Source organism: Mesorhizobium salmacidum (SeqCode) (genome assembly GCF_037179605.1).
Taxonomy (GTDB): domain Bacteria; phylum Pseudomonadota; class Alphaproteobacteria; order Rhizobiales; family Rhizobiaceae; genus Mesorhizobium; species Mesorhizobium salmacidum.
Genome location: NZ_JAPYKS010000004.1, coordinates 205,361 through 229,913, shown reverse-complemented (window position 1 = coordinate 229,913; position 24,553 = coordinate 205,361). Strand labels below are relative to the sequence as shown.

Below are 24,553 nucleotides of genomic sequence, written 5' to 3'. Positions count from 1 at the left end.
CGCTGCATGTAAGCAGGTAACGAGCGCCCCGGGGCGGCGCCACTGACCGTCAGTGGCAGCAGACGTCAGCATGATGAGGGGCTCTTCCGCACGCCAAGGTTGCTGTCACGCCAACAACCGCGCTGAAGCTCCGCGGATGACGCCCGCGATTGCCGGCAAACGCGGCCCTCGAAGCTGTGCCGTCAGATTCAGGCCCGACGGCGCTCGGCCTCCGGGTTCTTGCGCACGGCGAGAAATTCCTTCACCCGACGGCCGGGTGCCGGACCGCGTACCGGCTTGAACCCATCGTCGAGTTCGCCCGAGAGATCGAGCGTAGCCCGCTTGCCGACCGCGTCGTAATTCTCTTCCAGCCAGTCGCTGGCGGCGGTGCGGCCGAGGTCGCGCAGATAGGTCAGGAAGGCCCATTCGGCATTGACCTTGGACGATGCCGACAAATCCTTGAACGCCTCGTCGGCATCGATGCGATGCATGCGGATGTCCCGATATTCGCCATGTGGCAGACGGCCTGCGGCGATCAGTTCCTTGACGAAGGCGATCGAGCGGAATTCGCGCAGCAGGCCGGCATTGAAGGTGATCTCGTCGATGCGGTTCTGGATCTCGTTGGCGCTTCTTGGCGTTCCCTCGCGCACCACCGGATTGATCTGCACCAGAAGCACGTCCTCGGTCGCCGCCGTCTTGAAGAACGGGTAGAGCGCCGGATTGCCGCCATAACCGCCATCCCAATAGGGCACCCCCTTGATCTCGACGGCGCGGAACAGTTGCGGCAGGCAGGCCGACGCCATCACCGTGTCGAGGTCGATCTCGCCATCGGAAAACACCCGCAACTGCCCTGTCTCGACATTGGTGGCGGAGATGAACAGTTCCATCGACTTGCAGGCGCGAACATTCTCGAAGTCAATCTCCCGCGCGACCACATCGCGCAGCGGATTGAGGCCGAGCGGGTTGGCGACATAGGGCGAAAACACCCGCGACATGGTGTCGAAGAACACATAGCCCGGCGTGTTCTCGATCGACCAGTTGCCCCAGGCGACATCCCACGGCGTGCGCTGCACCGGGCTGAACCGGCCCTTTGCCGCCACCGCCTGCCAGAAATCGTCCAGCTTCCGCCTGGCGCCCTCGACCCCGCCACGCACGAAACCATCGGCCAATGCGACCGCGTTCATGGCGCCGGCGCTGGTGCCGGAAACCGCCGATATCTCAAGCCTGTCATCCTCCAGCAGCCGGTCGAGCACGCCCCAGGAAAAGGCCCCGTGCGAGCCGCCTCCCTGGAGGGCGATGTTGATCTTCTTCTTTTCCTCCGCCTTGCCGTTCTTCGTCATGGCGTTCCTGTCATCCTGATGCGCCGGCCTGCCCCAACGTCATTGGAGGGAAGCAGCTGTCGCCGGCCTATGTTGCAGTGCAGCATATAAGGACGAGCCAAGGCAAGAACACGAACACGGTCGCGTGATCACATGAAATTTCGGTCATGCGAAAAGCCCTTCCGCTGCAATGCGGAGAGGCCGTAGCTTTCGAAACAGACAGAGAATCTAGGCGACGAGGTCCGGCACCGGCCCGACATAGCGGGACTGCGGACGGATCAGCCGTCCGGTCGTCTGTTGCTCGCGCGCGTGCGCGACCCAGCCGGCAACGCGCCCGGCGGCAAAGACATTGCTGAAGGCACCGGGCGGAAATCCCGCCGCTTCCAGCACCAGCGCGGTGTAGAATTCGACATTGGTCTGCAGCGAGCGCTGCGGCTTGGCGATCCGAAGCACGTCGAGCGCGGTTTGCTCGACCGCCTCGGCGAAAGCCAGCCGCCGGCCGGTGTCGCCCTCGCCGCCAAGCTTGCGCACCACTGCTTTCAGCACATCGGCACGCGGATCGCGCACGCGGTAGATGCGATGGCCGAAGCCCATGATGCGCTCGCCATGCGCGATCTTGTCGCGCAGCCAGCCGGCAGCGTCGCCATGCGCGGCGATGGCGTCGAGCATCTCAATGACAGGACCAAGCGCGCCGCCATGCAGCGGGCCCTTGAGCGCGCCAAGGCCGGCCAGCACCGACGATGTCAGGCCCGCCAAGGTCGAAGCAACGACGCGGGTGGCGAAGGTCGAGGCATTGAGGCCATGGTCGCAGACTGTGACCAGATAGGTGTCGAGCGCCTTTGCCAATGCCGGCGACGGGACGGAACCCTTGAGCATCCCTAACATGTCGGCGGCATGATCCGCCTTGCCGTCGGGTGCGATCGGCTGCTCGCCGCGCCGCAGGCGCAGCAGGGCCGGCGTCAGCACCGCGGGCCCCGCGATCAGCCGCAAGGCGTCCGTCAGCGTCTCGCCATCCGGCAGCAAGGCCATGCCGGCGCGCATGGCGCTGTAGATATCGAGCGGTGCCAGCAAGGGCAGCGAAGCCGCGAGCCGGTCGAACACCTCGACGCGAGCCTCACCCAACCTTGCCGAAAGTTCGGCGTCGCCAGGCAGATCGTCGAAGAACCCGTCCAGCAGCAGGCGCACGACCTGGGCGTAACTCCATCGCCCTGCCAATTCCTCAAGCGAGTGGCCGCGGATCGTCAGGCGGCCACCCAGACCATCCACATCGGACAGCACTGTTTCGGCCGCCACCACATCATCGAGCCCATTCGCCATGGCCTTGTCTCCTTGAAGCTTTTCCCGATGGGAAATAAGGCTGGGCAACATAAGCATCAATCTTGATCAACTGAATCAATATCAGGGCCGATATGTCGGAATGGCTGTCGCGGGAAGAAGCGCTGGAAAGGCTTGGGGTGAGGCCGCAGACGCTCTATGCCTATGTCAGCCGCGGCCGCATCGGCATGCGCCCGGATCGAGCCGATCCGCGCCGCAGCCAGTACCGCGCCGACGACATCGCGGCGCTGGCGTCGCGAAGGGCGCGCGGGCGCAGCCCTGCGGCCATTGCCGAAAGCGCGATCGCCTGGGGCGAGCCGTCGATCGTCACCGCGATCTCGACAGTCTGGCACGGCCACCTCATCTATCGGGGCCAGGACGCGGTTGCGCTGTCCGACCGTACCACGCTGGAAGAAACCGCCGGACTGCTCTGGGCTCTGCCCGGCCCGATCAGTTTCGAAGCGCCGTCGCCAGATGCACCGCCCCAGATCGGTCGCGCCCCGGCCTTTGCGCAACTCGCCTTGCTAGCCGGCCAGGCGCGGCCTTCGCTTGGACGAAGTGCTGCCTCGCTGTGCGCCGACGCCGCGCACGCGATCGGCGTTCTGGCCAGCGCCCTCGGTGCCATGGCGGGACCGGAACCGGTGCACCAGCGATTGGCACGGGGCTGGTCGGTGGACGATGATGGCGCGGAAGCGATCCGTCGCGTCCTTGTCCTGCTCGCCGATCACGAACTCAACGCATCGACCTTCGCGGCCCGCGTCGCGGCCTCGACCGGAGCTTCGCCCGCCGCGTGTCTGCTGGCGGGCCTGGCGACACTGTCCGGTCCCCGCCACGGCGGCGCTGGCGAAGCCGTGATGCAACTCGCCGAAGACGCGGCGCGGCATGGCGCCGATGCCGCGATCCGGCGCTGGCTTGGCCACGACCGGCCACTGCCAGGATTCGGCCACCCGCTCTATCCCGAGGGCGATCCCCGGGCCGCAGCGCTTCTGGCGGGCCTCGACAACACCGACGAGACGTTGCGGTCGCTGGAAACCGCCGCCATTGCCGCGACCGGCGCTCAACCGAACATAGATTTTGCCCTGGCCGCGCTGACGCGCGGCCTTGGCTTGCCGCGCGATGCACCGTTCCACCTGTTCGCGCTTGGACGCAGCGTCGGCTGGGCCGCGCACATGGTCGAACAGATCGTGAGCGGCAGCATCATCCGGCCGCGCGGCCGCTATGAAGGATTGCTGCCATAAAGGTCGTGAGCGCTATGCGCTTACGACATCGTGTCGAGCTTGCGCTGCATGGCCGCGATCTGGTCCTTCAGCTGTTGCAGATCGTCCGGCTTTTCCGGCGTTTCTTTCCTGGCCGGTTCGGCGGGAGCCGTGGCGGGCGCCGAGCCCGGAGGCGGAAATGGCGTGAACAGCCGCATCGCATTCTGGAACATTTCCATGTTGCGGCGCGTCTGTTCTTCCAGCGCCTTGATCGGCGTCGCCATCTTCATCACGTCCAGCGGCGACTTGCCGATGGCGCCCTTCATCTGCTCGCGGAACCGCTCCTGTTCCTTTGAGAAGGCGATCATCGACTGTTCGAGGAAACTCGGCACGATCATCTGCATCTGGTCGCCGTAGAAGGCGATCAGCTGGCGCAGGAACGGGATCGGCAGCATGTTCTGCCCGTCCTTGTTCTCCAGCTCGAAAATGATCTGAGTCAGCACCGGATGGGTGATGTCGTCACCGGTCTTGGCGTCCTGAACGGTGAATTCCTCGCCCTTCTTGACCATTTCGGCCAAATCCTCGAGCGTCACATAGGTGCTCGTCCCCGTATTATAGAGGCGGCGGTTGGCGTATTTCTTGATAATGATCGGATCGTCTTTTGCGGCCATCTGCATCCTCCCCGGACACCGGCACGCCTGAGTAAGCAGCCGGTAACGATTGCGCCCTTTTTGAGGATATGCGCAAAAGCCTTACAATTCCAAGCAGTTTGTGCACTGCGGGATCATATAATGCTGCATGGCAGGCTAAATATGCTGCGCAGCAGCGGCTGGGCCATCGGAGCGGCGAGACTTGGCCTGCTTGCGGCGCATGGGCGCCATGCCGATTTCCGGTTTGACTTGGGATTGGGAAAGGGCAAGAAAAGTCCTCAACGGCACAACAACACCCTTGAAGTCTGGAGAAGAAAATGTCCGCTTCCATCGTCATTGCCAGCGCCGTGCGCACGGCCGTAGGCTCCTTCAACGGTGCCTTCGCCGCCACGCCCGCGCATGAACTCGGCGCCGTCGTCGTCAAGGAACTTTTGGCGCGTGCCGGTGTCGAGGCGGGCGAGGTCGACGAGGTCATCCTCGGCCAGGTGCTGACCGCGGCGCAAGGCCAGAACCCGGCCCGCCAGGCCTCGATCCTGGCCGGCCTGCCCAAGGAGACCACCGCCTGGGGCCTCAACCAAGTTTGCGGTTCGGGCCTGCGCGCCATCGCGCTCGGCATGCAGCAGATCGCCACCGGTGACGCCAAGGTGATCATCGCCGGCGGCCAGGAATCGATGTCGCTGTCGCCGCACGCCGAGCATCTGCGCGCCGGCGTCAAGATGGGCGACTACAAGATGATCGACACCATGATCAAGGACGGGCTGTGGGACGCCTTCAACGGCTATCACATGGGCAACACCGCCGAGAACGTCGCCCGCCAGTTCCAGATCACCCGCGATGACCAGGACCAGTTCGCGCTGGCCTCGCAGAATAAGGCCGAGGCCGCGCAGAAGGCCGGCAAGTTCAAGGACGAGATCGTCGCCTTCACCATCAAGGGCAAGAAGGGTGACACGGTTGTCGATCAGGACGAGTACATCCGCCACGGCGCCACGATCGATGCCATGACCAAGCTGAAGCCGGCCTTCGACAAGGACGGCACGGTGACCGCCGCCAACGCTTCCGGCATCAATGACGGTGCCGCCGGCGCGCTGCTGATGAGCGAAGCGGAAGCCGCCAGGCGCGGCATCACCCCACTGGCGCGGATAGCGTCCTGGGCAACCGCCGGCGTCGATCCGGCGATCATGGGCACCGGACCCATTCCCGCCTCGCGCAAGGCTTTGGAACGGGCCGGATGGTCGGCAGGGGATCTCGACCTTGTCGAGGCCAACGAGGCGTTCGCCGCGCAGGCCTGCGCCGTTAATAAGGACATGGGCTGGGATCCCGCGATCGTCAACGTCAATGGCGGCGCCATCGCCATCGGCCACCCGATCGGGGCGTCTGGCGCCCGCATCTTCAACACGCTGGTCTTCGAGATGCGCCGACGCGGCGCCAAGAAGGGACTGGCCACCCTGTGCATCGGCGGCGGCATGGGCGTCGCCATGTGCGTCGAAGCGATTTAACCTAGCCAATAACGAATAGGGAGGAGCGAATAGGGAAGAACGGCCTCAGCGCTGCGGGACATCAAATCCCCATTCGCTATTGGCTGCTCCCTGTTCGCCCCTCCGACCAAAGGGAGGACACATGACCAAAGTTGCAATCGTCACGGGTGGATCGCGCGGTATCGGCGCGGCGATCTCGATCGCTTTGAAAACTGCCGGCTATTCGGTTGCCGCGAATTATGCCGGCAACGACGACGCAGCGGCGAAGTTCAAGGCCGAGACCGGCATTCCGGTCTACAGATGGTCGGTCGCCGACTATGACGCTTGCGCGGCCGGCATCAAGCAGGTCGAGGCCGACCTCGGCCCGGTCTCGGTGCTGGTCAACAATGCCGGCATCACCCGCGACGCCATGTTCCACAAGATCACGCGCGAGCAGTGGAAAGAGGTCATCGACACCAATCTGTCGGGCGTCTTCAACATGACGCATCCGCTGTGGAGCGGTATGCGCGACCGCAAGTTCGGCCGCGTCATCACCATCTCCTCGATCAACGGACAGAAGGGCCAGGCCGGCCAGGTCAATTACTCCGCCGCCAAGGCCGGCGACATCGGCTTCTCGAAGGCGTTGGCGCAGGAAGGCGCGCGCGCGGGCATCACCGTCAACGTCATCTGCCCGGGCTACATCGCCACCGAGATGGTCAAGGCGATAGACGAGAAAGTGCTCAACGAACGCATCATCCCGCAAATCCCGGTCGGCCGCCTTGGCGAACCGGAAGAGATCGCGCGCTGCGTCGTCTTTCTCGCTTCCGAAGACGCCGGCTTCATCACCGGCTCGACCCTCACCGCCAACGGTGGCCAGTACTTCGTCTGAGACGTCTTCTCACCGCAGCCAACGGCTGGGGTCGACGCGTGTCCCCAACAAGCGGACCGAGAAATCGGCCCGCTTTCAACTGACGCCTGAAGCCCGGAAGGCTCCGCTGTGGCGCGATGCTCCAATCCGGCACGCAAAGGTTAATGGCGGCAGCGCGTCTGTGCGAAACCCTGTGGTTAAGCCTGTGGATTCTCGGTGGATAAGCTGTTCACAACACAAGATATTGGGGGAACAAAAAGAGAAAAAACCGCTGACGCTGATTTGTCACCGATTCGTTCCGGCTTTGAGCGCAATATTAACATTAATGGCCGCGATTGCCTGCTATTCCTTAACGCCGAGTTCAGAAAGATTAACAATTTCATAATCTTGAGCGGGGCATTCCGATCCTCCCGCATCGTTGACAGGGAAAAGTTAACGGCAAAGCCCGCCTAGCATAAAACGGGCCAATCTGGTGATTCAGTATGTGGTGAGACTCGTGGTCACAAAATCCATATCTAGCCGTGAACAAAAGCTGAATCTGACGGAGTCACCGATTCGTCGCTGATTCGTTCCAGACTCGTTCCAACTGTTAAGCAGGGGCTGATTTGCGGGCTGACGCGGACGTCTTCGGAAACCGGTTGGAACATTCCGCTTTCGCTTCGCGCCCGAAATCCCTATGTGTCGGCTGTCATACGCGCCGTCCAGGCACGCTCCCGACCACGAGAGGCCAGAAAGCCTTATTTCCGAGCCGATGAACATCCAGCAGAAACACACCGAGCCGCTGATCCTGTCGGGCCGCGACGTGACCGCGGTGCTTGGCCCCACCAACACCGGCAAGACCCATCTCGCCATCGAGCGCATGGTGGCGCACGAAACCGGCGTCATCGGCCTGCCGCTGAGGCTGCTGGCGCGCGAGGTCTACACCCGCGTCTGCGAGAAGGTCGGCGCCCACAAGGTGGCATTGATTACCGGCGAGGAGAAGATCCAGCCGCAAGGCGCCAAATATTCGGTCTGCACCGTCGAAGCCATGCCGCGCGAGACCGATGCCGCCTTCGTCGCCATCGACGAGGTGCAACTGGCCGGCGACCTCGAGCGCGGCCATATCTTCACCGACCGTATCCTGCATCTGCGCGGCCGCCAGGAAACGCTGCTGCTCGGCGCGGCCACCATGCACGGCATTCTCCAGCGGCTGCTGAAGGGCGTCTCGGTGGTGACGCGGCCGCGGCTGTCGCATCTGGCCTATGCCGGCTCCAGGAAATTGACCCGCCTGCCACGGCGTACCGCGATCGTCGCCTTCTCCGCCGACGAGGTCTACGCCATCGCCGAGCTGATCCGCCGCCAGCAGGGCGGTGCGGCCGTCGTGCTCGGGGCGCTGTCACCCCGCACCCGCAATGCCCAGGTGGCGCTGTTCCAGTCGGGCGATGTCGACTATCTCATAGCCACCGACGCGATCGGCATGGGCCTCAACCTCGATCTCGACCATGTCGCCTTTGCCCAGAACCGCAAGTTCGACGGCTACCAGTACCGCAATCTGACGGCGGCCGAACTCGGCCAGATCGCCGGCCGCGCCGGCCGGCATCTGCGCGACGGCACGTTTGGCGTCACCGGCCAGGTCGATCCGCTCGACGAGGATCTGGTCCAGAAGATCGAGGGCCATGACTTCGACCCGGTGAAGGTGCTGCAATGGCGCACCGCGCAATTCGATTTCGCCAGCCTCGATGCGCTGAAGCGGTCGATCGAAACCAACGCCCCAGTCGAGGGCCTGACACGCGCGCTGCCGGCCGTCGATGCACAAGCGCTCGAACATCTCTCCCGCGACGAAGGCATCCGCGCGCTCGCAACCAACGCCAAACGTGTGGCGCTGCTGTGGGAAGCCTGCGCGCTGCCCGACTATCGCAAGATTGCGCCGGCCCAGCATGCCGATCTCATCGCCTCGATCTACATGGACCTCGCCCGGCATGGCCATGTCGACGAGAATTACATGGCCGAGCAGGTGCGCCGCGCCGACACCACCGAGGGCGACATCGATACGCTGTCGCACCGCATCGCCCAGATCCGCACCTGGACATTCGTGTCGAACCGGCCCGGCTGGCTGGCCGATCAGGCACACTGGCGGGAAAAGACGCGCGAAATCGAAGACAGACTGTCGGATGCGCTGCATGAGCGGTTGACGAAACGCTTCGTAGACCGCAGGACTTCCGTCCTCATGCGGCGCCTTAGAGAAAATACCATGCCTGAAGCCGAAATCAGCCCTACCGGAACCGTCCTTGTCGAAGGCCATCATGTCGGCGAGTTGCAAGGGTTCCGTTTCACCGCCGACCAGACCGCCGGCGGCGAGGACGCCAAGGCCGTGCGCACGGCCGCGCAAAAGGCGCTGGCCGCCGAATTCGAGGCACGCGCGGAGCGCTTCGGCGCCTGCGCCAATGGCGATCTCGCGCTCGGCTCGGACGGCACGCTGCGCTGGATCGGCGCGCCGATCGGCACGCTGGTTTCCGGCGAAGACGCGCTGAAGCCGCGTCTGGTGCTGCTGGCAGACGAACAGCTGACGGGCCCGGCGCGCGACAGGGTCGCCGCGCGCGCCGAACGCTTCGTCAATTTCCAGATCGAAACCCTGCTGAAGCCACTGGTCGACTTGAAGAATGCCGAGCAGATTTCCGGCATCGGCCGCGGCATCGCCTTCCAGCTGGTCGAGAATTTCGGCCTCATCAATCGCCGCGACATCGCCGAGGAGATGAAGTCGCTCGACCAGGAAGGTCGCGCGGCACTTCGCCGGCTCGGCGTGCGCTTCGGTGCCTACCACGTCTTCGTGCCGGCACTGATCAAGCCGGCCCCCGCCGGACTGGTGACCTTGCTGTGGGCGCTGAAGAACGACGGCAAGGACAAGCCTGGCTTCGGCGACGTCGTCCACGCGCTGGCGTCGGGCCGCACCTCGGTGGTCATCGATCCGACCTTCGACAAGGCGTTCTACAAGCTTGCCGGCTACCGCAATCTCGGTCGCCGCGCCGTACGCATCGATATTCTCGAGCGGCTGGCCGACCTGATCCGCCCGGCGACCAACTGGAAGCCCGGCCTCGGCCAACGACCGGACGGCGCCTATGACGGCCAGTCCTTCATGGTGACGCCGCCGATGATGTCGATCCTCGGAGCCACCGCCGACGACATGGAAGAGATCCTCAAGGGCCTAGGCTATCGCGCCGAGCCGAAACCGGCTGCTGAAGTCAAGGCACGGCTGGAAGCGCAGGACACTGCCGCGCGGGAAGCCGCCGCAGCCAAGCAGGCAGCCGAAGAGGCAGCCCGCGCGGAACAGGCCAAGGCGGCGGAAGAGGCGGCAGTGGAAGCCGCAGTAACGGAAGCCGGCGCTGTAGATGCGGCCGCGGAGGCAGCGGTCGAGGGTTCGGCAACGGCAGCCGCCGAGGCCGCCATCGAAGCTCCGGCCGCGGTCATCGCGGAAACGGCAGCAGAGCCTGTCGCGCAAGAACAGGCGGAAGCGACGGCTGAAGTTGCCGGCGAACAGGCGCCGGTAGCCGAAGCCGCCGTTGAACCGGTCGAGCCGGCGCCGGTTGAACCGCAGGCCGAACCTGAAACCGCCGAGATTGACGCCGCGCCCACAGAAGAGAACACCGCAGCGGCGGAGCCGACCGTCGAGGCCTCCGCGCCGACGGAAGCCACCGAACCAGTGGCAGTCGCGGAAGCCGCCGGCGAACACGCGCCGGAAGCCGAAGCGCCAAAGCCGATCCTGTTGTGGCGCCAAGGTCGCTTTGACCAGCGTCCGCGCCATCGCGACGGCCGCAACAACCGCCCGCAGAACGGACAGGCGCGCGGCCGAGGCAACGCCCCGGCCGATGCCGGCGGCGCACCGGCAACAGGCGCGCCCGCGGACCGTCCCGCCCATGAAGGACGCCGTGACGGCGCCGGCAAGCCACGCTTCGACCGCTCGAAGTTCAAGCCCAAGCCGCAAGGCGAAGGCGCTGAGCGTCGCGACGGCCGCCCGCAAGGCGAGCGTCCCGAGCGCCGCGAAGGCCGGCCCGACTGGAAGGGTGGCAGGCCGGAAGGCAAGGGGCCCGATCGCGGCAAGGGGGGCGGAAAGCCCGCCTTCCAGCCCAAGCCGCGCGAGGAGCGCCCGGTGCGCTTCGACCCGGATTCCCCCTTCGCCAAGCTCGCAGCCTTACGCGACCAATTAAAGAAGTAGGCTCGCTTCGATGGTTGCTGAAGGCCGCCAGCGCATCGACAAATGGCTGTTCTTCTCGCGCGCGGTGAAATCGCGCTCGCTGGCGGCCAAATTGGTTGTAGCCGGCCGCGTGCGCATCAATCGCGACAAAGCAGCGCAGGCTTCCGATCTTGTCAAGCCAGGCGATGTGCTGACCATCACGCTCGACCGGCGTATCTTCGTCTGGAAGGTGCTCGGCGCTGGTGTTCGGCGCGGCCCGGCCGAGGAAGCCCGCACTCTTTATGAAGACATGTCGCCGCCGCCCGCACCCAAGGCCGACGCCCTTCCCGATGCTATCCCGGCGCTGCGCGAGGCAGGCAGCGGCCGCCCGACCAAAAAAGAGCGCCGCCAGACCGACCGATTGCTCGACGAAGATTGAGCCTTGAGGCGGGTGTGTTTCCCGAGGGCAACGACAAACAAAAAGCAGAGGCGGGGCCGGCAAACGCGACGGCCGGTGGGCATGTCGGGCCCTCGCGGCACCGGCCGCCTGGAATTCCATTCCCAAACCCTGGCGCCACTGGGAATGGCCACCCTTGCAAGCGGCCGATAAAGGCGTTACCTCACAAAAAAAGCCAACAAAAACGGGACATCCCGGAGCCGACCGATGACCTATGTCGTGACCGACAACTGCATCAAATGCAAATATATGGACTGCATCGAGGTCTGTCCGGTCGACTGTTTCTACGAGGGCGAGAACATGCTCGTCATCCATCCCGACGAGTGCATCGACTGCGGCGTCTGCGAGCCGGAATGCCCGGCCGACGCGATCAAGCCCGACACCGAGTCCGGCCTCGACAAATGGCTGCAGATCAACACCGAATACGCCGAGAAATGGCCCAACATCACCGCCAAGAAGGAGCCGCCGGCCGACGCCAAAACCTTCGACGGCGAAGCCGGCAAGTTCGAGAAATACTTCTCCGCCGAGCCCGGCGAAGGCGATTGACAACACGGCTGTAAAGGCTTGTATGACGCAGCGTAACAGGCACGTCGGATTAACCGCCTTGACAGGCGGCGATTGGTTGTGGCCTTCGCTTACGCAGCAAAACCTTGATTCTTCCGACTTTTTGTGTTACATCAGCGAAACATGCCGGTGACACAACGTCGATTTATGGCGCAGACGCCCCAAATCACTGAAAGGTGAAAATCCCATTCCGGACCAGAGCGATCTGGGCCAGGCGGCCGCAGTTCGTGCGGTTTGCCGGTCCCGGCCTTTCCGGTGGGTTCATCTGTTGTGCGGCTAATGGTCGGTGACCCCGATCACGCGAGTTCAGCCGGCACCGCCGCCGGCCCACAACAAGGAGTTCAGGGCGTAATGGCAACGATCACCCCGCAGAAAAAGTCCACTGCCGCGCGTCACGGTTTCAAGACCGGCGAGTACATCGTCTATCCGGCGCATGGCGTCGGGCAGATCGTCTCGATCGACGAGCAGGAAGTGGCCGGCCACAAGCTGGAACTTTTCGTCATCGACTTCCAGAAGGATAAGATGCGCCTGAAGGTGCCGGTCGCCAAGGCAACCTCGATCGGCATGCGCAAGCTGTCGGAAGAGGATTATGTCGAGCGCGCGCTGAAAGTCGTGCAGGGTCGCGCCCGCGTAAAGCGCACCATGTGGTCGCGCCGTGCCCAGGAATATGATGCCAAGATCAATTCAGGCGACCTGATCTCGATCTCGGAAGTCGTGCGCGATCTCTACCGTGCCGACAACCAGCCGGAGCAGTCCTATTCCGAACGCCAGCTCTACGAGGCGGCGCTCGACCGCATGGCTCGCGAGATCGCGGCCGTAAACCGCATGTCGGAAACCGAAGCCGTGCGCCTGATCGAGGTCAACCTCAACAAAGGCCCCAAGCGTGGCGCCAAGGCCGACAATGAGGAAGCCGAGCAGGAAGAAGCTGCCTGAGCGCGGCGCGCACGACAGCGAGCGCAATCTGGCGAACAATATAAGCCGAGGCTTCACCGCTGCATTGTTCATGATGTGCATGGACGTGATTGTAGTCCGTCAGGTCGTCCTAGAGGCATGAGCGCAATCTTTTCTGAATGCGGCGGCTATCGCTACCGGCTTGATCGCCGAATTGGCGATGGGCCGCCCCTCGGTTTTATCCTCCATAATCCCAGCACGGCTGGGGCGGATAATGATGACCCCACATCTAGACGCGGCATCGGCTTCGCCCGAGACCTCGGCTATGGCCGTCTCATCTTCATAAACCCGTGGGCGCGTATTGCCACCGATCCAAGTTACCTATGGGACGCGGAAGATCCTATCGGGCCAGAGAATGACGCCCATATTCGTTCTGTTGTCGCCGAAGTTTCGAAGGACGGTGGTATTATCGTGGCCGCGTGGGGGCGCATCAGCCCGCCTGCCGCGAAGCGTGCCGATGCCAGAGCCAGGATCACGACGCTTGTACGGAACATCGAGGAGGATGGCGGTCAACTTTACGCGCTTGCGGTAAATAAAGATCGATCTCCTCGGCATCCGCTCTATGTGAGAGGAGATGCGCAACCCTTATCGTGGACAATTTCTTAGGATTCCCATGCCCTTTATTTTGTGGAAAACCTTGCGTAGACGGCATAGCGGTGATTCGCGGCGCTATACAGGTCGAACGCTGGGTGGCGGGAACGGCCAAGGGGAGCTTTGCTGACATGTTTACAGACGCAGACATGCTGCGCCTTCAGCAGGACCAGTACCGGCACGATGCGCGCAATCATACCGATATCCTGCACCTTTCCAAAAATGATCGCCTGAAACATTATGGGCTACATTTTGCAAAGTATGTCGGACGGCTGGCGCGCGGCTCGGCTGAGCTGATTTCCTATGATCGTACCATCATAGATACGATGTTGGTGTCGCTCAGCGCGGCCAATACGATGCATCAGCATCTCGAAGCGCCGACACACTTGACAAAGGAAGATCGGCAGATCGATCCGTTGCGCACCTACGCCGATGCGGCTGGCCGTTTCGCGGATGCGTGTGAGAAGATCGATCACCTCGAAGAATTTATTCCGATCGCCCGCAAAGCCAACACTGACATAATGGCTTGGGCCGTTCAGATGGCATGCGAACGAGACCTCGATCTTGAGAGTGGATTGCGGCGACGCAGGGGGGAATTGCGTGACCGAGCCTTCTACATCAGGGACCAACTCTGAGCCGATCGACGGGTTCTGGAGTGACGCCACCTGGAAAGCCCTGAAGAGTGCGGATGCGCCGGTCAAGCCTTTCAAGTTGGAGGGTATTGACCGAGATGGAGCGAACTACAACCTCGCGATAGGCGAAGAAGTATATGTTTCCAGTTTAGCATCCGGGAAAACAGTTCAAAAGCTGTCAGAAGGCGCGGCGTTTTCGATTGCTCCAGGTCAATTTGCCTTCATCTTGACAGAAGAGGAGGTTGAACTCCCTTTTGATAAGATCGGCTTCATCTCAATTCGAGCATCGATCAAGTTTCTAGGGCTGGTCAACATCTCTGGGTTTCACATTGATCCTGGATACAAGGGCAAACTTATCTTCGCAGTATACAATGCTGGCCCTACCATAATTCATTTGAGGCGCGGGGATCGAATATTCCCTTTGTGGATCACAAACCTAAATGAGAGAATGCAACGGACTGCATGGAAAGTGGGCCACGACAAAATCCCTGCGAGCATGATAACCGCAATATCGGGCGAATTCACCACTGCGTATCAGTTGGCGGAGAAGCTGAAGGTGGCGCAAGAGGATATCGTTCAGCTTAAAAGCTTCAAGGTGTACTTAACAGCTCTTCTGGCCGTGCTTTTTATCCTTATTTCCCCATTCTTAAAAGACGCCGCGTTAAACGTGGTCAATACGTTTTGGCCACCCATCAAGTGCGCTATTTTCGACTGCGCCGCCCCGGCGCCGCCGCAACCACCACCATCATCGGGCGCACCGACTACATCAAATAAGGGGTGACTGCATCAAATTTGGTGAGTTTGCTCCATAATGCCGGACCTACGCGCCGCTGCCGCCTTCCTTCTCCGCCTCCTGCTTCAGTGTGGCGATGAACCGCTTGGTCCTTTCACGCTCCGGATTGCCGAACAGCCTGGCGGATGGCCCCTGCTCGACGACGACGCCTGCGTCGAGGAACACCGCTTCCTGGGCGATCTTGGAGGCGAGGCGCAAATCATGCGTCGCTATCACCATGGTCGTTCCCTCGCTTGCGAGCTGACTCAGCACATCGACCACCTCCTGCGCCAGCTCCGGGTCGAGCGCCGAAGTCGGTTCGTCGCACAGCAGCACCTTCGGCGACGGTGCCAGCGCCCGGGCGATCGCCACGCGCTGCTGTTGGCCACCCGACAGCGTCGCCGGCCAGGCATCCGACTTGTGCGCCATGCCGACCTTTTCCAGCAGCGCGAGCGCCCGCTCGCGGGCGCGCGCCTCCGGCCATTTCAGCACCGTGACCAGCCCCTCCATGACATTTTCGATGGCGGTGCGATGCGGAAACAGCTGGAAATTCTGGAACACCATGCCGGTCTGCAGACGCAGACGCCTTATGTCCGCCGCCGGCACCTTCCCGCCGGGGCGGAACTCGAGCGTCTCGTCGCCGATCCGCACCGTGCCCGAGGTTGGTATCTCCAGTAGGTTGATACAACGCAGCAGCGTGCTTTTTCCCCCACCCGAAGGCCCGACCAGCGCGGTAACGCTGCCTTCGGCGATGTCAACCGTCACCCCCTTCAGCACGAGGTTGTCGCCGAAACGTTTTTCGATGTTGGTGAGGCCGATCATGAGCGTGCCTCCAGGAAGCCGCCATAGCGGTTCAGCCGCTCCTCCAGCCGTGTCTGCAAGGCCGAAAGCACCGAACTCATCGCCAGATAGAGGATCGCCGCCTCGACATAGAGGATGAGCGGCTCATAGGTGGTGGCGACAATGCGCTGCGCCGCCTGGAACATCTCCGGCACGGTGATGGCGGCGGCCAGCGACGTGTCCTTGACCAGCGAGATGAAGGTGTTGGAGAGCGGCGGCACCGCTACCCGGCCGGCTTGCGGCAGGATGGTGCGCCGCATCGCCTGGCTCCAGGTCATGCCGATCGAATAGGCGGCCTCCCACTGGCCTTTCGGCACCGAGCCGATCGCCGCGCGGATGATTTCCGACGTGTAGGCGCCGATATTGAGCGTGAAGCCGATCAGCGCCGCGGTAAAGGCGTCGAGCAGGATGCCGACCGACGGCAGGCCGTAGAAGATCAGGAATAGCTGCACCAGGAGCGGCGTGCCGCGGAAGATCCAGACATAGAAGCGCACGAGCGCCACCAGCGGCTTCGGCCCGAACAGCCGGCCGAGCGCCGCGCCCAGTCCCACCGTCAGGCCGAGCACGAAGGACAGCAGCGTCAGCGGCACGGTGAAGATCAACGCTGCCCACAGCAGCGAGGGCAGCGAATCCAGCATCAATTGCAGCCAGTGCGGCACGAAATATCCTCCGGAAGGGACGGGCAGCGTCATCGAAGCGCGAATGCGTCAGCCATATCACGACAAAAGCGGCGACCCGTCAAAGACGGCTCGCCGCTGGATGGGCTGCGGGGCGACAACCCGCCCCGCTTTATGAATTACTTCGAGACGTCCTGGCCGAAATAGGTGTCGGCGATCTTCTGGTAGGTGCCGTCGGCCTTGATGTCGGCCAGCGCCTTGTTGATGGCCGCGACCAGCTCCGGATCGCCCTTGCGCACGATGACGCCGGAGTAATCGGCATTCTCCTCCTGGGCGGCGATCTTCACATTGGCGTCGGGCTTGTGCTTCTTGAAGTCGAGGAACGACAGGCTGTCATTGATGGTGGCGTCGGCACGGCCGGTCAAAAGCAGCTGGATCGACTGGTCGAAGCCGTCCGTGCCGACCAGTTCGGCGCCATTCGACTCGGCTAGTTTGCCGAAATTGGAGGTTAGCGACTGCGCCGACTTCTTGCCCTTGAGATCGGCGAAAGTCTTGATGTCGGTATTGTCGCCGCGCACGATCAGCACCGCCTTGGAGGCGATGTAGGGGTCGGAGAAATCATACTTGGCCTTGCGGGCATCGGTGATGCCGACTTCGTTGATGACGGCATCATAGCGGTTGACGTCGAGGCCGGCGATCAGACCGTCCCACTTGCCCTCGAGGAACTCTGCCTTGACGCCGAGCTTGCCGGCGATCGCCTTGGCGATTTCGACGTCGAATCCGACGAGCGCTCCGGATGCATCATGATAGGTGAACGGAGCGTAAGTGCCTTCCGTACCGACCTTGATGACGCCGGCCTGCTTGATCTGGTCGAGATTGGCGCCGGCATGCCCCGATGCGACCGCCAGGGCCTGCAGCGTTCCGGCGATGATGAGCGACTTCAGCCATTTCATTTTTCTGTGATCCCGTCCTTGGCCTGATATCAGGCATGTTGTGAGAGTTGGAAAATGACAGATGCAGGCCGGAAAAATAAGGAACAAAATTTCAAAGAGGGCTAATTCCAGAAATCAAATACTTCAAAAGGAATTTCGTTGCAGCATCGGGATTCCGGGCAGCCGTGCCGAAATTGCCCGGACGTCATCGCTCGCCTGCCTGCGCCAGCGGAACCTTTCCCGCGCACGGCAGTTTTGGCTGTTCTAGGGCACGACGCCGTCATTTCAAGCCGGTTCCTGCCAGTTTGTCATTCGCACGCCTGAGCCAAGGAGCGCCTTATGATGGAAGACACGGCAGGTCGGGTCATGGTCCGCGCGGCAATGAGGGCGCCTTACCTCGAGCGCGACGAGGAGCATCGGCTGGCACTGCTTTGGAAAGAGGACAACGACCAGAACGCATTGCACAGCATCACCGTTGCCCATATGCGGCTGGTCATTTCCATGGCCTCGAAATTCCGCCATTACGGCTTGCCGCTCGGCGACCTGATCCAGGAAGGCCATGTCGGCCTGCTTGAGGCCGCCGCCCGCTTCGAGCCGGAGCGCGAGGTGCGGTTTTCCACCTACGCGACGTGGTGGATTCGCGCTTCGATGCAGGACTACATCCTGCGCAACTGGTCGATCGTGCGCGGCGGCACCAGTTCGGCGCAAAAGGCCCTGTTCTTCAATCTCAGGCGCTTGCGTGCCCGTCTCGCGAACGGCGCCGAACCGCTCTCCAACACGACTCTCTACCGCGAGGTGTCGGTTGCGCTCGGCGTTTCCGAAGCTGATGTGGAGTTGATGGATTCACGCCTGTCGGCGCCCGACTCCTCGCTCAACGTGCCGCTTGCCGACGATGCGGGGGCGACCGAGCGGATGGACTTCCTGGTCTCGGACGATCCCTTGCCCGACGAGATTGTCGGCGACAAGATCGACGTCGCGCGCCGCTCGCTCTGGCTGAGGGAGGCGCTTCAAGCTCTCAACGCCCGCGAGCTCCGCATCATCGAGGAACGCCGGCTTACCGACGAGGGCGCCACGCTCGAGGCTCTCGGCGAAACGCTCGGCATCTCCAAGGAACGCGTCCGCCAAATCGAGGCCCGCGCCATGGAAAAGCTCAAGGTCGCGCTGGTGAAGCAGAACCCGGAATTCATGGCGACTGCCGCCTGATTCCCGCGACAGGCGCTTACTTGTCGGTGACGATCTTGACCTTGTCGCCGGCCGAAACCGCGGCCCCCGGCGACAGCGCGTTGAGCACGCGGAACAGGTCGAGCTTGCGGTCGACCCCCACCATCTGCGCGGCAAGCGAACCCATGGTCTGTCCCGGCTGTACGGTGAGTACACGAATATGCAGTGGCTTCAGTGCCGCCTTTTCGGCGGGACTGAGAATGCGGAAGGAGCCGCTGACCGAGCGAGCCACCGTCTCCAGCGAGGTGCTGGCCGAGGGAGCCGCGGTCAGCAACCGGTAGACCTGGCCTCCGGCCCGGATCACCGCGATATCGAACTGCCAGCCTTCGGCGCCTGCGTGCGCGGTCGCCGCCTCATTGCCGTTGATGGTTTCCTGCTTGACGGTGCTGTCGTCGAGGCCGGCCACCCAGCCGCTTCTGATATAATCGGTCAGGACGCGGTTCTTGTCGATCGAAACGCCGTCGAAGCGGATCGCTATGTCGCCCGGCCCGGTCGCCGTAACCGCTGCCGCCGAATTGTCGATGATGAAACCGTCCGGCACGGTGAACGACACGCCGAGGCCCGGATGCAGGAAGGTTTCGCCGCGCACATAGCCTTCTTCCGGCGTATCGCCATAAAGCAGGCCGTCTATGCCGGCGAGGAAGGAATCGCGGTCGCGCGTGCCGAAACCGGGCGCGCCGAACTGGCGGGCGTGGCGCTGTGCCAGATCGATGCGTTGCGGCGTGTTGGGGTGGGTGGCCAGGAAGTCGAGGCTGGCGTCCGTGGCACCGCTGATCGAACGGAAATCGGTGTAGGCCGACATCGACTGCAGGAAGCGGCCGGCGGCATAGGGATCGTAGCCGGCTTCGCCGATCGACTTGATGCCGATGGCGTCCGCCTCCAGTTCCTGATTGCGCGAGAACTGCGCCAGCCTGAGCTTGCCGCGGATCAGTGCTGCCTTGGCGGTCGGGCTGTCGCCGAGCACATCGGAAACAACCTTGGTCGCCAGGCCTTCCTCGGCCTCCAGCTGCTGGCGCTGCAGGCCGTGATTGGCGGTGACGTGGCCCATTTCATGCGCGATGACGGCGGCGAGCTCGGACGAATCATTGGCCAGCGCCAAGAGGCCGCGCGTGATGTAGAGATAGCCGCCCGGCAGCGCGAAGGCGTTGACGTTGGGCGAATTGAGGATGGTGATGCGATAGGTCTGGGTCGGGTTGGCCGATACCACGGTCAAATTGCCGACCACCTTGGCTACCATGCGCTCGAGCTTGGGATCGGAATATTCGCCGCCATACGTTGCAAGGATGCGCGGATGCTGCGCCTTGGCGAGTTCGGCAAGCTTGTTGTTGGCGGCGACATTGTCCACCGTGATCGGCTTGTCGGATGGCTGGAAGCCGGATTCCTGGACCTCGGGGGGCGTGAACATCTGGCAGCTTGCCAGCGCCACGGCAAAGCCAGCCAGCGCCAGGAACCGCGCCAGCGGATTCATTCGTAGCCTGTCAGCGCTGATCGCCAGAATGGCTTCCTTTCAGATCCTTGCGCATGACCACGGCATGCGCAAAACAAACTGCTACAGCGTCCGTCACGCGCCCCTCGGGGCGGGCAGCAGATGCTGTAGGCAAATCACGGCCTGTGCCGGACCGGTATCGAGCGGACCTAGCCACACTACTCCAGTCATGGCAAGCAAGCGCCACATCGCCTCAAGCCGGTTTGAGCGTAAATTATGTCCGCTTCCGGGCAATATCTCGTGATAACGCATCCCCGGCACCGGCACCGATATAGCGCCGGAACGCCTCCGGCCCAGCCCCTGCAAAGAAATCCTCCGAGGTGCCTGTGGCAGCGATGGTGCCATTGTCCAGAAACACCACCTTCTGCGCGATGCGGCGGGCATCCTGCGGCTGGTGCGTGACGAACAGCACCGTCATGCCACGCTCGGCATGGAGGCTGGCGACCAGGTCGAGCATGTCGTCGCGCAAGGCGGGCCCAAGCGAGGCGAAGGGTTCGTCGAGCAGTAGCACCGGGCGGTCACGCACCAGCACGCGGGCCAGGGCGACGCGCTGACGCTCGCCGCCCGAAAGCTCGCGCGGCAGCCGCTTCTCCTTGCCGGCAAGGCCGGTGCGTGCAAGGGCGCCCGCGATATCGGCGTGGTCGGCTTCGGTCAACCGCAACGATGGCGAACGGCCGAGCCCGACATTTTGCTGGACAGAAAGATGGGCGAAAAGATTGTTTTCCTGGAATACCATCGACACCGGCCGCATGGCCGGCGGGTCGCCACCGACATCGGCCGTGCCGATCAGCACGCGGCCGGATCTCGGCGTCTCGAACCCGGCCACCAGATTGAGCAGCGTCGACTTTCCCGAACCGCTCGGCCCCATGATGGCGGTGATCTGCGTCGCGGTGAATCCGACATCGAAGGCGAACAACGCCTCGCCATAACTGAACGAGACCTTGTCCAGCCGCACCGCAACCCCTTTGCCGTCAGCCGCCCCGTCAGACATCGCGGGCCATCCCCTTTCCCAGCCGGTCCGCTGCCAGCACCAGCGCCAGGCAGACAAGGCCCAGCAACAACGCCAGGCCGGCGGCGTCCTGCGTGCGGTAGCTGCCCATGCGCGCCAGGAGAAGGTAGGGCAAGGTCTGCACGGAATCACTGCCGAACAGGGCGATCACGCCGAGATCGCCAAGCGACAGCGCCATGGCGAAGGCAAAGGCGGTGGCGAGCGGCCGCCGAAGCGACGGCCAGTCGACCAGCCACAGTCTCGACCAGCCGGAAATGCCGAGCTGTGCGCAGAGCCGCTCGTGACGCTCGCTTGCCGCATCATAGGCGGGACGGACGGCGCGCAGCGCGAAAGGCATCGCCATGACGGCGTTGACGGTGACGACCATGAGCGGGGCGACAGCAAAGACATCGCCGAGATGGCGCAACAGAAGGAACCAGCCGGCGCCGATGACGATCGGCGGCACGACCAGCACAAACCCGGCGCCGGTATCGGCGGCATGTTCGAGCAGTGTCCTTGAGCCGGAGCGGCGGTTCAATGCCAGCGCCCTCCGCGCCATTGTGAGAGCCAGCGACAGCATCACCGAAAGCAACGCCGACAGGAACGCGAGCACGGCACTGGTCAGTGTCGCTTGCCGGACAGTGGCCTCACCGGCCAGCCGGCCGAGATCGGCGCCCAATCCGGCCGCCACGGTCGCCGCCATGGGTCCCACGACGAACAGCAGCGCCAGCCCGATGAGCAGGGCATTCAGCACGGCCTCAATCCTGTTGACCGAGAGATAGCGGCGCGGCGCGACCGGCAGGTTGGTGTCGCCGACGACATTGGCACCAAGCCGGGTCAACGCCAGCACCACGACAAAGGTCAGCGCGATCTGCAACAATGTCAGCGCGACAGCCCGCGCGGGATCGAAATCGAAGCGCAATGCCTGATAGATGCCGACCTCCAGCGTCGTCGCGGCCGGTCCGCCGCCGAGCGTCAGCACGATGGTGAAGGATGTGATGCAGAGCATGAAGATAAGTCCGGCGACACCAGGCAAGGCGGCCCGCAGCGTCGGCCATTCGATCAGCCGCAACGCCGGTCGCGCTCCCATGCCGAGCTGGCTCGCCAGCCGCCACTGGTCCAAGGGGATGGTTTGCAGCGCCTCCAGGAACAGGCGGGTGGCCAATGGCAGGTTGAAGAAGACATGGGCAACGAGAATGCCGGAGAGGCCGTAGATGCCCGGCCACCCCTGGCCGCCAACCCAGTTGGACAGACCGGCGAAATAGCCGGCTCGGCCGTAGAGCGCCAGGATGCCGAGCGCCGCGACGATCGCCGGCAGCGCCAGCGGCACGGCGAAGAGCTGCAGGATGAAGGCGCGGCCGCGGAAACGTGGATGCCGCGACAGCGCCCGCGCCACGAACAGGGCAGGCCCGACCGAGAGCAGCGTCGACAGGGCCGCCTGCCAGAGCGTGAAGCGCACGACACGGAAGAGGTAAGGATCGAAGGCGGCCCAGGCGCCGGAAAAATCGTGGGCGCCTTCGGCGAGCAGCCCGGCAAAAGCGCCGCCGATCAGCAGCGAGGTTGCGGCAAGCGCGACAATGCCGGCTGTGATGCGGGGGTCAGAGCGGGTTTGCCCTGAGAACCAACGATCGACTTGGGAAACATTGTGTTCCTTGGCGGTCATCTCACGAGACTAGCCCACAAAGCCTACTTGCTCATCACCGCCAGCCATTCGTCCACCCAGGCCTTGCGGTTGGCCGCGACTTCCTCGGGGCTGAACAGCAAGGTCTTGGTCGGCTTGACCAGTTTGTCGAAGGCAGGGTTGAGCGGCTTGTCGGTCTTGCCGGCCGGGAACATCCAGTTGGTCTCCGGGATGGCGTCCTGGAATTTCGGCCCGGTCATGAAAGCCATGAACTTGGCCGCCAGCGGGTTCTTGGCGCCTGTCGTGGTGATGCCGGCGACCTCGATCTGCAGATACTCGCCCTCTTCAAAGGATGCCGCCTGGTAGCGCTCGGTGTTCTCGGCGACCATGTGGTAGGCCGGCGAGGTGGTGTAGGACAGCACCATCGGCGCCTCGCCCTTGGTGAACAGGCCATAGGCCTCGCTCCAGCCCGGCGTCACGGTCAGCACCTTGGCCTTGAGCTTGGCCCAGGCTTCCGGCGCCTTGTCGCCATAGACCGACTTCACCCACAACAGCAGGCCGAGACCGGGCGTCGACGTGCGCGGATCCTGAATGACGATCTTATCATTGGCACTGCCCTCGACCAGGTCCTTCAGGCTTTTCGGCGGCGTCTTCAGCTTTTCGGTATCGTAGACGACAGCGAAATAGCCATAGTCGAAGGGGACGAAAGTATCGTCGCTCCAGCCGCCCGGCACATTGACATCGCTCACCGCGCCGTGCGGTGCGAACAGGCCCGACGCCTTGGCATCGGCGGTGAGATTGGTGTCGAGGCCGAGCACGATATCGGCCTTGGTCGAAGCGCCTTCCAGCTTGACGCGGTTGAGCAGTGCCACGCCATCGGCGACCGAGACGAACTCGACATCGCAGCCACATTCGGCCTCGAATTCCTTCTTCACCACCGGGCCTGGACCCCAGTCGGCGGTGAAGCTTTCATAGGTGTAGACGGTGAGCTTGTCCTTGGCCAAAGCCGGCCCGGACAGGGTCACTACCGTGGCCGCGATGAGGGAATATAAAAGCGTGCGCATCGGCGCCTCCTTCGTTTGCGTTGAAAGGAATTGAGGCGTCGGATTGTCCGAAACGTCTAATCCCTCCGCCGGTACAAACCGGATCAGGTTCAGCGGGTTGGCGAGACTGCCTCTCAGCCGGCCCGCGAAAGTCGCGTCCGGCACCCCGTTAGAGCATTTCGACACATAAGCCCGGCCGATGGGACACGCAAGTGGGAGTTTGCCGCCTTCCGTTTCCCGTGCCGGGCTGGTAAGGGCGACGGGATATGAGCACATTCACCATCCTGCTTGGCGGCGATCTCATCCGCACGCCCCGGCTTGACCGCCAGGTCGAAGCCTCGCGCGTCATCGCCGCCGACGCCGGCATCGGCCACGCGCGGATGCTGGCCCTTGTTCCGGAACTGTGGGTCGGCGATTTCGATTCCGTGCCGCCCGATCTGCCCGCCCACCTGGCCGCCGTGCCCAGACAGACCTTCCCTGCGGAAAAGGACAAGACCGACGGCGAACTGGCGATCGCGGCAGCCCTTGAACGCGGGGCGACGCGCCTTGTGCTGGCGGGCGCCTTCGGCGGCAAGCGCGCCGACCACGCCTTCCTGCACCTGGCGCTTGGTCTGCGGTTGGCCGAAGCCGGAACGGATGTGCTTCTGACCAGCGGTGCCCAGGAGGCTGTCCCCTTGCTGCTCGGCAGGGCCGGCTTCGATTATGCCGACGGCACGCTGTTTTCGATCCTTGGCTTCTCCGAACTCTCCGGCCTGACCGTCACCGGCGCCAAATGGCCGCTCGACAAGGTCGAGGTGGCTTTCGGTTCGTCGTTGACCATTTCCAACGAGGTTAAGGGCCGCCTCGACATCGCGCTTCGCCATGGCCGAGCCCTGCTGCTCGCCCATCCCCATCCATTGCCTGAAAGCTGA

Annotated in this window: 24 protein-coding genes and 1 riboswitch; of the genes, 14 read left to right on the top strand and 10 right to left on the bottom strand. The window is 63.4% G+C overall.

The features are described 5' to 3' along the window. Nucleotides 1-188: 188 nt before the first annotated feature. Together O7A60_RS07480 and O7A60_RS07475 are read right to left on the bottom strand one after the other, a co-directional pair. Entirely contained in the window at nt 189-1,319 is a 1,131-nt protein-coding gene (locus O7A60_RS07480; protein WP_337105713.1) for a patatin-like phospholipase family protein, read from the bottom strand. Nucleotides 1,320-1,526: 207 nt separating this feature from the next. After that, a complete protein-coding gene (locus O7A60_RS07475; protein ID WP_337105712.1) occupies nt 1,527-2,615 on the bottom strand; it encodes a citrate synthase/methylcitrate synthase in 1,089 nt (362 codons plus the stop codon). 92 nt (nt 2,616-2,707) lie between these two features. On the opposite strand from O7A60_RS07475, the gene O7A60_RS07470 reads away from it, so the two are divergent. Further along, nucleotides 2,708-3,850: a citrate/2-methylcitrate synthase gene (locus O7A60_RS07470; RefSeq protein WP_337105711.1), complete on the top strand. Its 1,143-nt coding sequence runs from the start codon at nt 2,708-2,710 to the stop codon at nt 3,848-3,850. A 20-nt stretch (nt 3,851-3,870) separates the two neighbouring features. On the opposite strand, the gene phaR is transcribed toward O7A60_RS07470, so the two are convergent. Then, a complete protein-coding gene (gene phaR / locus O7A60_RS07465; protein ID WP_337105710.1) occupies nt 3,871-4,479 on the bottom strand; it encodes a polyhydroxyalkanoate synthesis repressor PhaR in 609 nt (202 codons plus the stop codon). Nucleotides 4,480-4,775: 296 nt separating this feature from the next. Between phaR and O7A60_RS07460 the strand changes: the two genes are divergently transcribed. From O7A60_RS07460 to O7A60_RS07415, 11 genes are all read left to right on the top strand, one after another. After that, nucleotides 4,776-5,954 (top strand): acetyl-CoA C-acetyltransferase, encoded by a 1,179-nt coding sequence (locus O7A60_RS07460; protein ID WP_337105709.1) that lies wholly within the window; start codon nt 4,776-4,778, stop codon nt 5,952-5,954. Between the two features lie 121 nt (nt 5,955-6,075). Further along, nucleotides 6,076-6,801, top strand: coding sequence for an acetoacetyl-CoA reductase (gene phbB / locus O7A60_RS07455; RefSeq protein WP_337105708.1), 726 nt, complete (start codon nt 6,076-6,078; stop codon nt 6,799-6,801). A gap of 195 nt (nt 6,802-6,996) precedes the next feature. Next, on the top strand, nt 6,997-7,233 hold the full coding sequence (locus O7A60_RS07450; RefSeq protein ID WP_337105707.1) for a hypothetical protein: 237 nt from the start codon (nt 6,997-6,999) through the stop codon (nt 7,231-7,233). Nucleotides 7,234-7,531: 298 nt separating this feature from the next. After that, nucleotides 7,532-10,969, top strand: a complete 3,438-nt coding sequence (locus O7A60_RS07445) for a helicase-related protein (RefSeq protein WP_337105706.1) — start codon at nt 7,532-7,534, stop codon at nt 10,967-10,969. Nucleotides 10,970-10,979: 10 nt separating this feature from the next. Continuing rightward, a complete protein-coding gene (locus O7A60_RS07440; protein ID WP_127279399.1) occupies nt 10,980-11,366 on the top strand; it encodes an RNA-binding S4 domain-containing protein in 387 nt (128 codons plus the stop codon). A gap of 225 nt (nt 11,367-11,591) precedes the next feature. Continuing rightward, nucleotides 11,592-11,930 carry a ferredoxin FdxA gene (gene fdxA / locus O7A60_RS07435; protein WP_013892564.1) on the top strand — a complete coding sequence of 113 codons (339 nt, stop codon included), beginning with the start codon at nt 11,592-11,594 and terminating at the stop codon, nt 11,928-11,930. A gap of 369 nt (nt 11,931-12,299) precedes the next feature. Further along, entirely contained in the window at nt 12,300-12,881 is a 582-nt protein-coding gene (locus tag O7A60_RS07430) for a CarD family transcriptional regulator (RefSeq protein WP_006327799.1), read from the top strand. Further along, nucleotides 12,850-13,002: a DUF6471 domain-containing protein gene (locus tag O7A60_RS31935; RefSeq protein ID WP_415926802.1), complete on the top strand. Its 153-nt coding sequence runs from the start codon at nt 12,850-12,852 to the stop codon at nt 13,000-13,002. The genes O7A60_RS07430 and O7A60_RS31935 overlap by 32 nt, the downstream gene beginning before the upstream one ends. Beyond that, nucleotides 12,999-13,505, top strand: a complete 507-nt coding sequence (locus O7A60_RS07425) for a DUF1643 domain-containing protein (RefSeq protein ID WP_337105705.1) — start codon at nt 12,999-13,001, stop codon at nt 13,503-13,505. Before O7A60_RS31935 ends, O7A60_RS07425 begins: the two co-directional genes overlap by 4 nt. A 116-nt stretch (nt 13,506-13,621) precedes the next feature. Next, nucleotides 13,622-14,125, top strand: a complete 504-nt coding sequence (locus O7A60_RS07420) for a hypothetical protein (RefSeq protein WP_337105704.1) — start codon at nt 13,622-13,624, stop codon at nt 14,123-14,125. Further along, a complete protein-coding gene (locus O7A60_RS07415; protein WP_337105703.1) occupies nt 14,091-14,903 on the top strand; it encodes a dCTP deaminase domain-containing protein in 813 nt (270 codons plus the stop codon). The genes O7A60_RS07420 and O7A60_RS07415 overlap by 35 nt, the downstream gene beginning before the upstream one ends. Before the next feature lie 39 nt (nt 14,904-14,942). Here O7A60_RS07415 and O7A60_RS07410 read toward each other — a convergent pair whose 3' ends face one another. The 3 genes from O7A60_RS07410 to O7A60_RS07400 form a co-directional block, all read right to left on the bottom strand. Next, entirely contained in the window at nt 14,943-15,716 is a 774-nt protein-coding gene (locus O7A60_RS07410) for an amino acid ABC transporter ATP-binding protein (RefSeq protein WP_337105702.1), read from the bottom strand. Further along, nucleotides 15,713-16,393, bottom strand: coding sequence for an amino acid ABC transporter permease (locus O7A60_RS07405; protein ID WP_027141826.1), 681 nt, complete (start codon nt 16,391-16,393; stop codon nt 15,713-15,715). Before O7A60_RS07405 ends, O7A60_RS07410 begins: the two co-directional genes overlap by 4 nt. Before the next feature lie 137 nt (nt 16,394-16,530). After that, nucleotides 16,531-17,304, bottom strand: a complete 774-nt coding sequence (locus O7A60_RS07400; protein ID WP_337105701.1) for an amino acid ABC transporter substrate-binding protein — start codon at nt 17,302-17,304, stop codon at nt 16,531-16,533. 318 nt (nt 17,305-17,622) lie between these two features. On the opposite strand from O7A60_RS07400, the gene O7A60_RS07395 reads away from it, so the two are divergent. Continuing rightward, entirely contained in the window at nt 17,623-18,486 is an 864-nt protein-coding gene (locus O7A60_RS07395) for an RNA polymerase factor sigma-32 (protein ID WP_027141824.1), read from the top strand. 16 nt (nt 18,487-18,502) lie between these two features. Here the strand turns inward: O7A60_RS07395 and O7A60_RS07390 are convergent, their stop codons facing one another. The 4 genes from O7A60_RS07390 to thiB all read right to left on the bottom strand — a co-directional run bounded on the left by O7A60_RS07390 (nt 18,503) and on the right by thiB (nt 23,663). After that, complete coding sequence (locus O7A60_RS07390; protein WP_337105700.1) at nt 18,503-19,972, bottom strand: M48 family metalloprotease; 1,470 nt, start codon at nt 19,970-19,972, stop codon at nt 18,503-18,505. Nucleotides 19,973-20,204: 232 nt separating this feature from the next. After that, nucleotides 20,205-20,981 (bottom strand): thiamine ABC transporter ATP-binding protein, encoded by a 777-nt coding sequence (gene thiQ, locus O7A60_RS07385; protein WP_337105699.1) that lies wholly within the window; start codon nt 20,979-20,981, stop codon nt 20,205-20,207. Further along, entirely contained in the window at nt 20,974-22,641 is a 1,668-nt protein-coding gene (gene thiP / locus O7A60_RS07380; RefSeq protein ID WP_337105698.1) for a thiamine/thiamine pyrophosphate ABC transporter permease, read from the bottom strand. Before thiP ends, thiQ begins: the two co-directional genes overlap by 8 nt. Before the next feature lie 23 nt (nt 22,642-22,664). Continuing rightward, on the bottom strand, nt 22,665-23,663 hold the full coding sequence (thiB, locus tag O7A60_RS07375; protein WP_337105697.1) for a thiamine ABC transporter substrate binding subunit: 999 nt from the start codon (nt 23,661-23,663) through the stop codon (nt 22,665-22,667). A 43-nt stretch (nt 23,664-23,706) separates the two neighbouring features. Continuing rightward, a riboswitch (TPP riboswitch) is annotated at nt 23,707-23,821 on the bottom strand. A gap of 87 nt (nt 23,822-23,908) precedes the next feature. Between thiB and O7A60_RS07370 the strand changes: the two genes are divergently transcribed. Continuing rightward, on the top strand, nt 23,909-24,553 hold the full coding sequence (locus O7A60_RS07370) for a thiamine diphosphokinase (RefSeq protein WP_337105696.1): 645 nt from the start codon (nt 23,909-23,911) through the stop codon (nt 24,551-24,553).

Coding starts and splice junctions, on each gene's coding strand:
- phbB (WP_337105708.1), top strand. CDS start 6,076: ATGACCAAAGTTGCAATCGTCACGGGTGGATCGCGCGGTATCGGCGCG.
- O7A60_RS07400 (WP_337105701.1), bottom strand. CDS start 17,304: ATGAAATGGCTGAAGTCGCTCATCATCGCCGGAACGCTGCAGGCCCTG.
- O7A60_RS07370 (WP_337105696.1), top strand. CDS start 23,909: ATGAGCACATTCACCATCCTGCTTGGCGGCGATCTCATCCGCACGCCC.
- thiB (WP_337105697.1), bottom strand. CDS start 23,663: ATGCGCACGCTTTTATATTCCCTCATCGCGGCCACGGTAGTGACCCTG.
- phaR (WP_337105710.1), bottom strand. CDS start 4,479: ATGGCCGCAAAAGACGATCCGATCATTATCAAGAAATACGCCAACCGC.
- fdxA (WP_013892564.1), top strand. CDS start 11,592: ATGACCTATGTCGTGACCGACAACTGCATCAAATGCAAATATATGGAC.
- O7A60_RS07470 (WP_337105711.1), top strand. CDS start 2,708: ATGTCGGAATGGCTGTCGCGGGAAGAAGCGCTGGAAAGGCTTGGGGTG.
- O7A60_RS07390 (WP_337105700.1), bottom strand. CDS start 19,972: ATGAATCCGCTGGCGCGGTTCCTGGCGCTGGCTGGCTTTGCCGTGGCG.
- O7A60_RS07460 (WP_337105709.1), top strand. CDS start 4,776: ATGTCCGCTTCCATCGTCATTGCCAGCGCCGTGCGCACGGCCGTAGGC.
- thiQ (WP_337105699.1), bottom strand. CDS start 20,981: ATGTCTGACGGGGCGGCTGACGGCAAAGGGGTTGCGGTGCGGCTGGAC.
- O7A60_RS31935 (WP_415926802.1), top strand. CDS start 12,850: ATGAGGAAGCCGAGCAGGAAGAAGCTGCCTGAGCGCGGCGCGCACGAC.
- O7A60_RS07420 (WP_337105704.1), top strand. CDS start 13,622: ATGTTTACAGACGCAGACATGCTGCGCCTTCAGCAGGACCAGTACCGG.
- O7A60_RS07480 (WP_337105713.1), bottom strand. CDS start 1,319: ATGACGAAGAACGGCAAGGCGGAGGAAAAGAAGAAGATCAACATCGCC.
- O7A60_RS07445 (WP_337105706.1), top strand. CDS start 7,532: ATGAACATCCAGCAGAAACACACCGAGCCGCTGATCCTGTCGGGCCGC.
- O7A60_RS07395 (WP_027141824.1), top strand. CDS start 17,623: ATGATGGAAGACACGGCAGGTCGGGTCATGGTCCGCGCGGCAATGAGG.
- O7A60_RS07475 (WP_337105712.1), bottom strand. CDS start 2,615: ATGGCGAATGGGCTCGATGATGTGGTGGCGGCCGAAACAGTGCTGTCC.
- O7A60_RS07410 (WP_337105702.1), bottom strand. CDS start 15,716: ATGATCGGCCTCACCAACATCGAAAAACGTTTCGGCGACAACCTCGTG.
- O7A60_RS07440 (WP_127279399.1), top strand. CDS start 10,980: ATGGTTGCTGAAGGCCGCCAGCGCATCGACAAATGGCTGTTCTTCTCG.
- thiP (WP_337105698.1), bottom strand. CDS start 22,641: ATGACCGCCAAGGAACACAATGTTTCCCAAGTCGATCGTTGGTTCTCA.
- O7A60_RS07430 (WP_006327799.1), top strand. CDS start 12,300: ATGGCAACGATCACCCCGCAGAAAAAGTCCACTGCCGCGCGTCACGGT.
- O7A60_RS07425 (WP_337105705.1), top strand. CDS start 12,999: ATGAGCGCAATCTTTTCTGAATGCGGCGGCTATCGCTACCGGCTTGAT.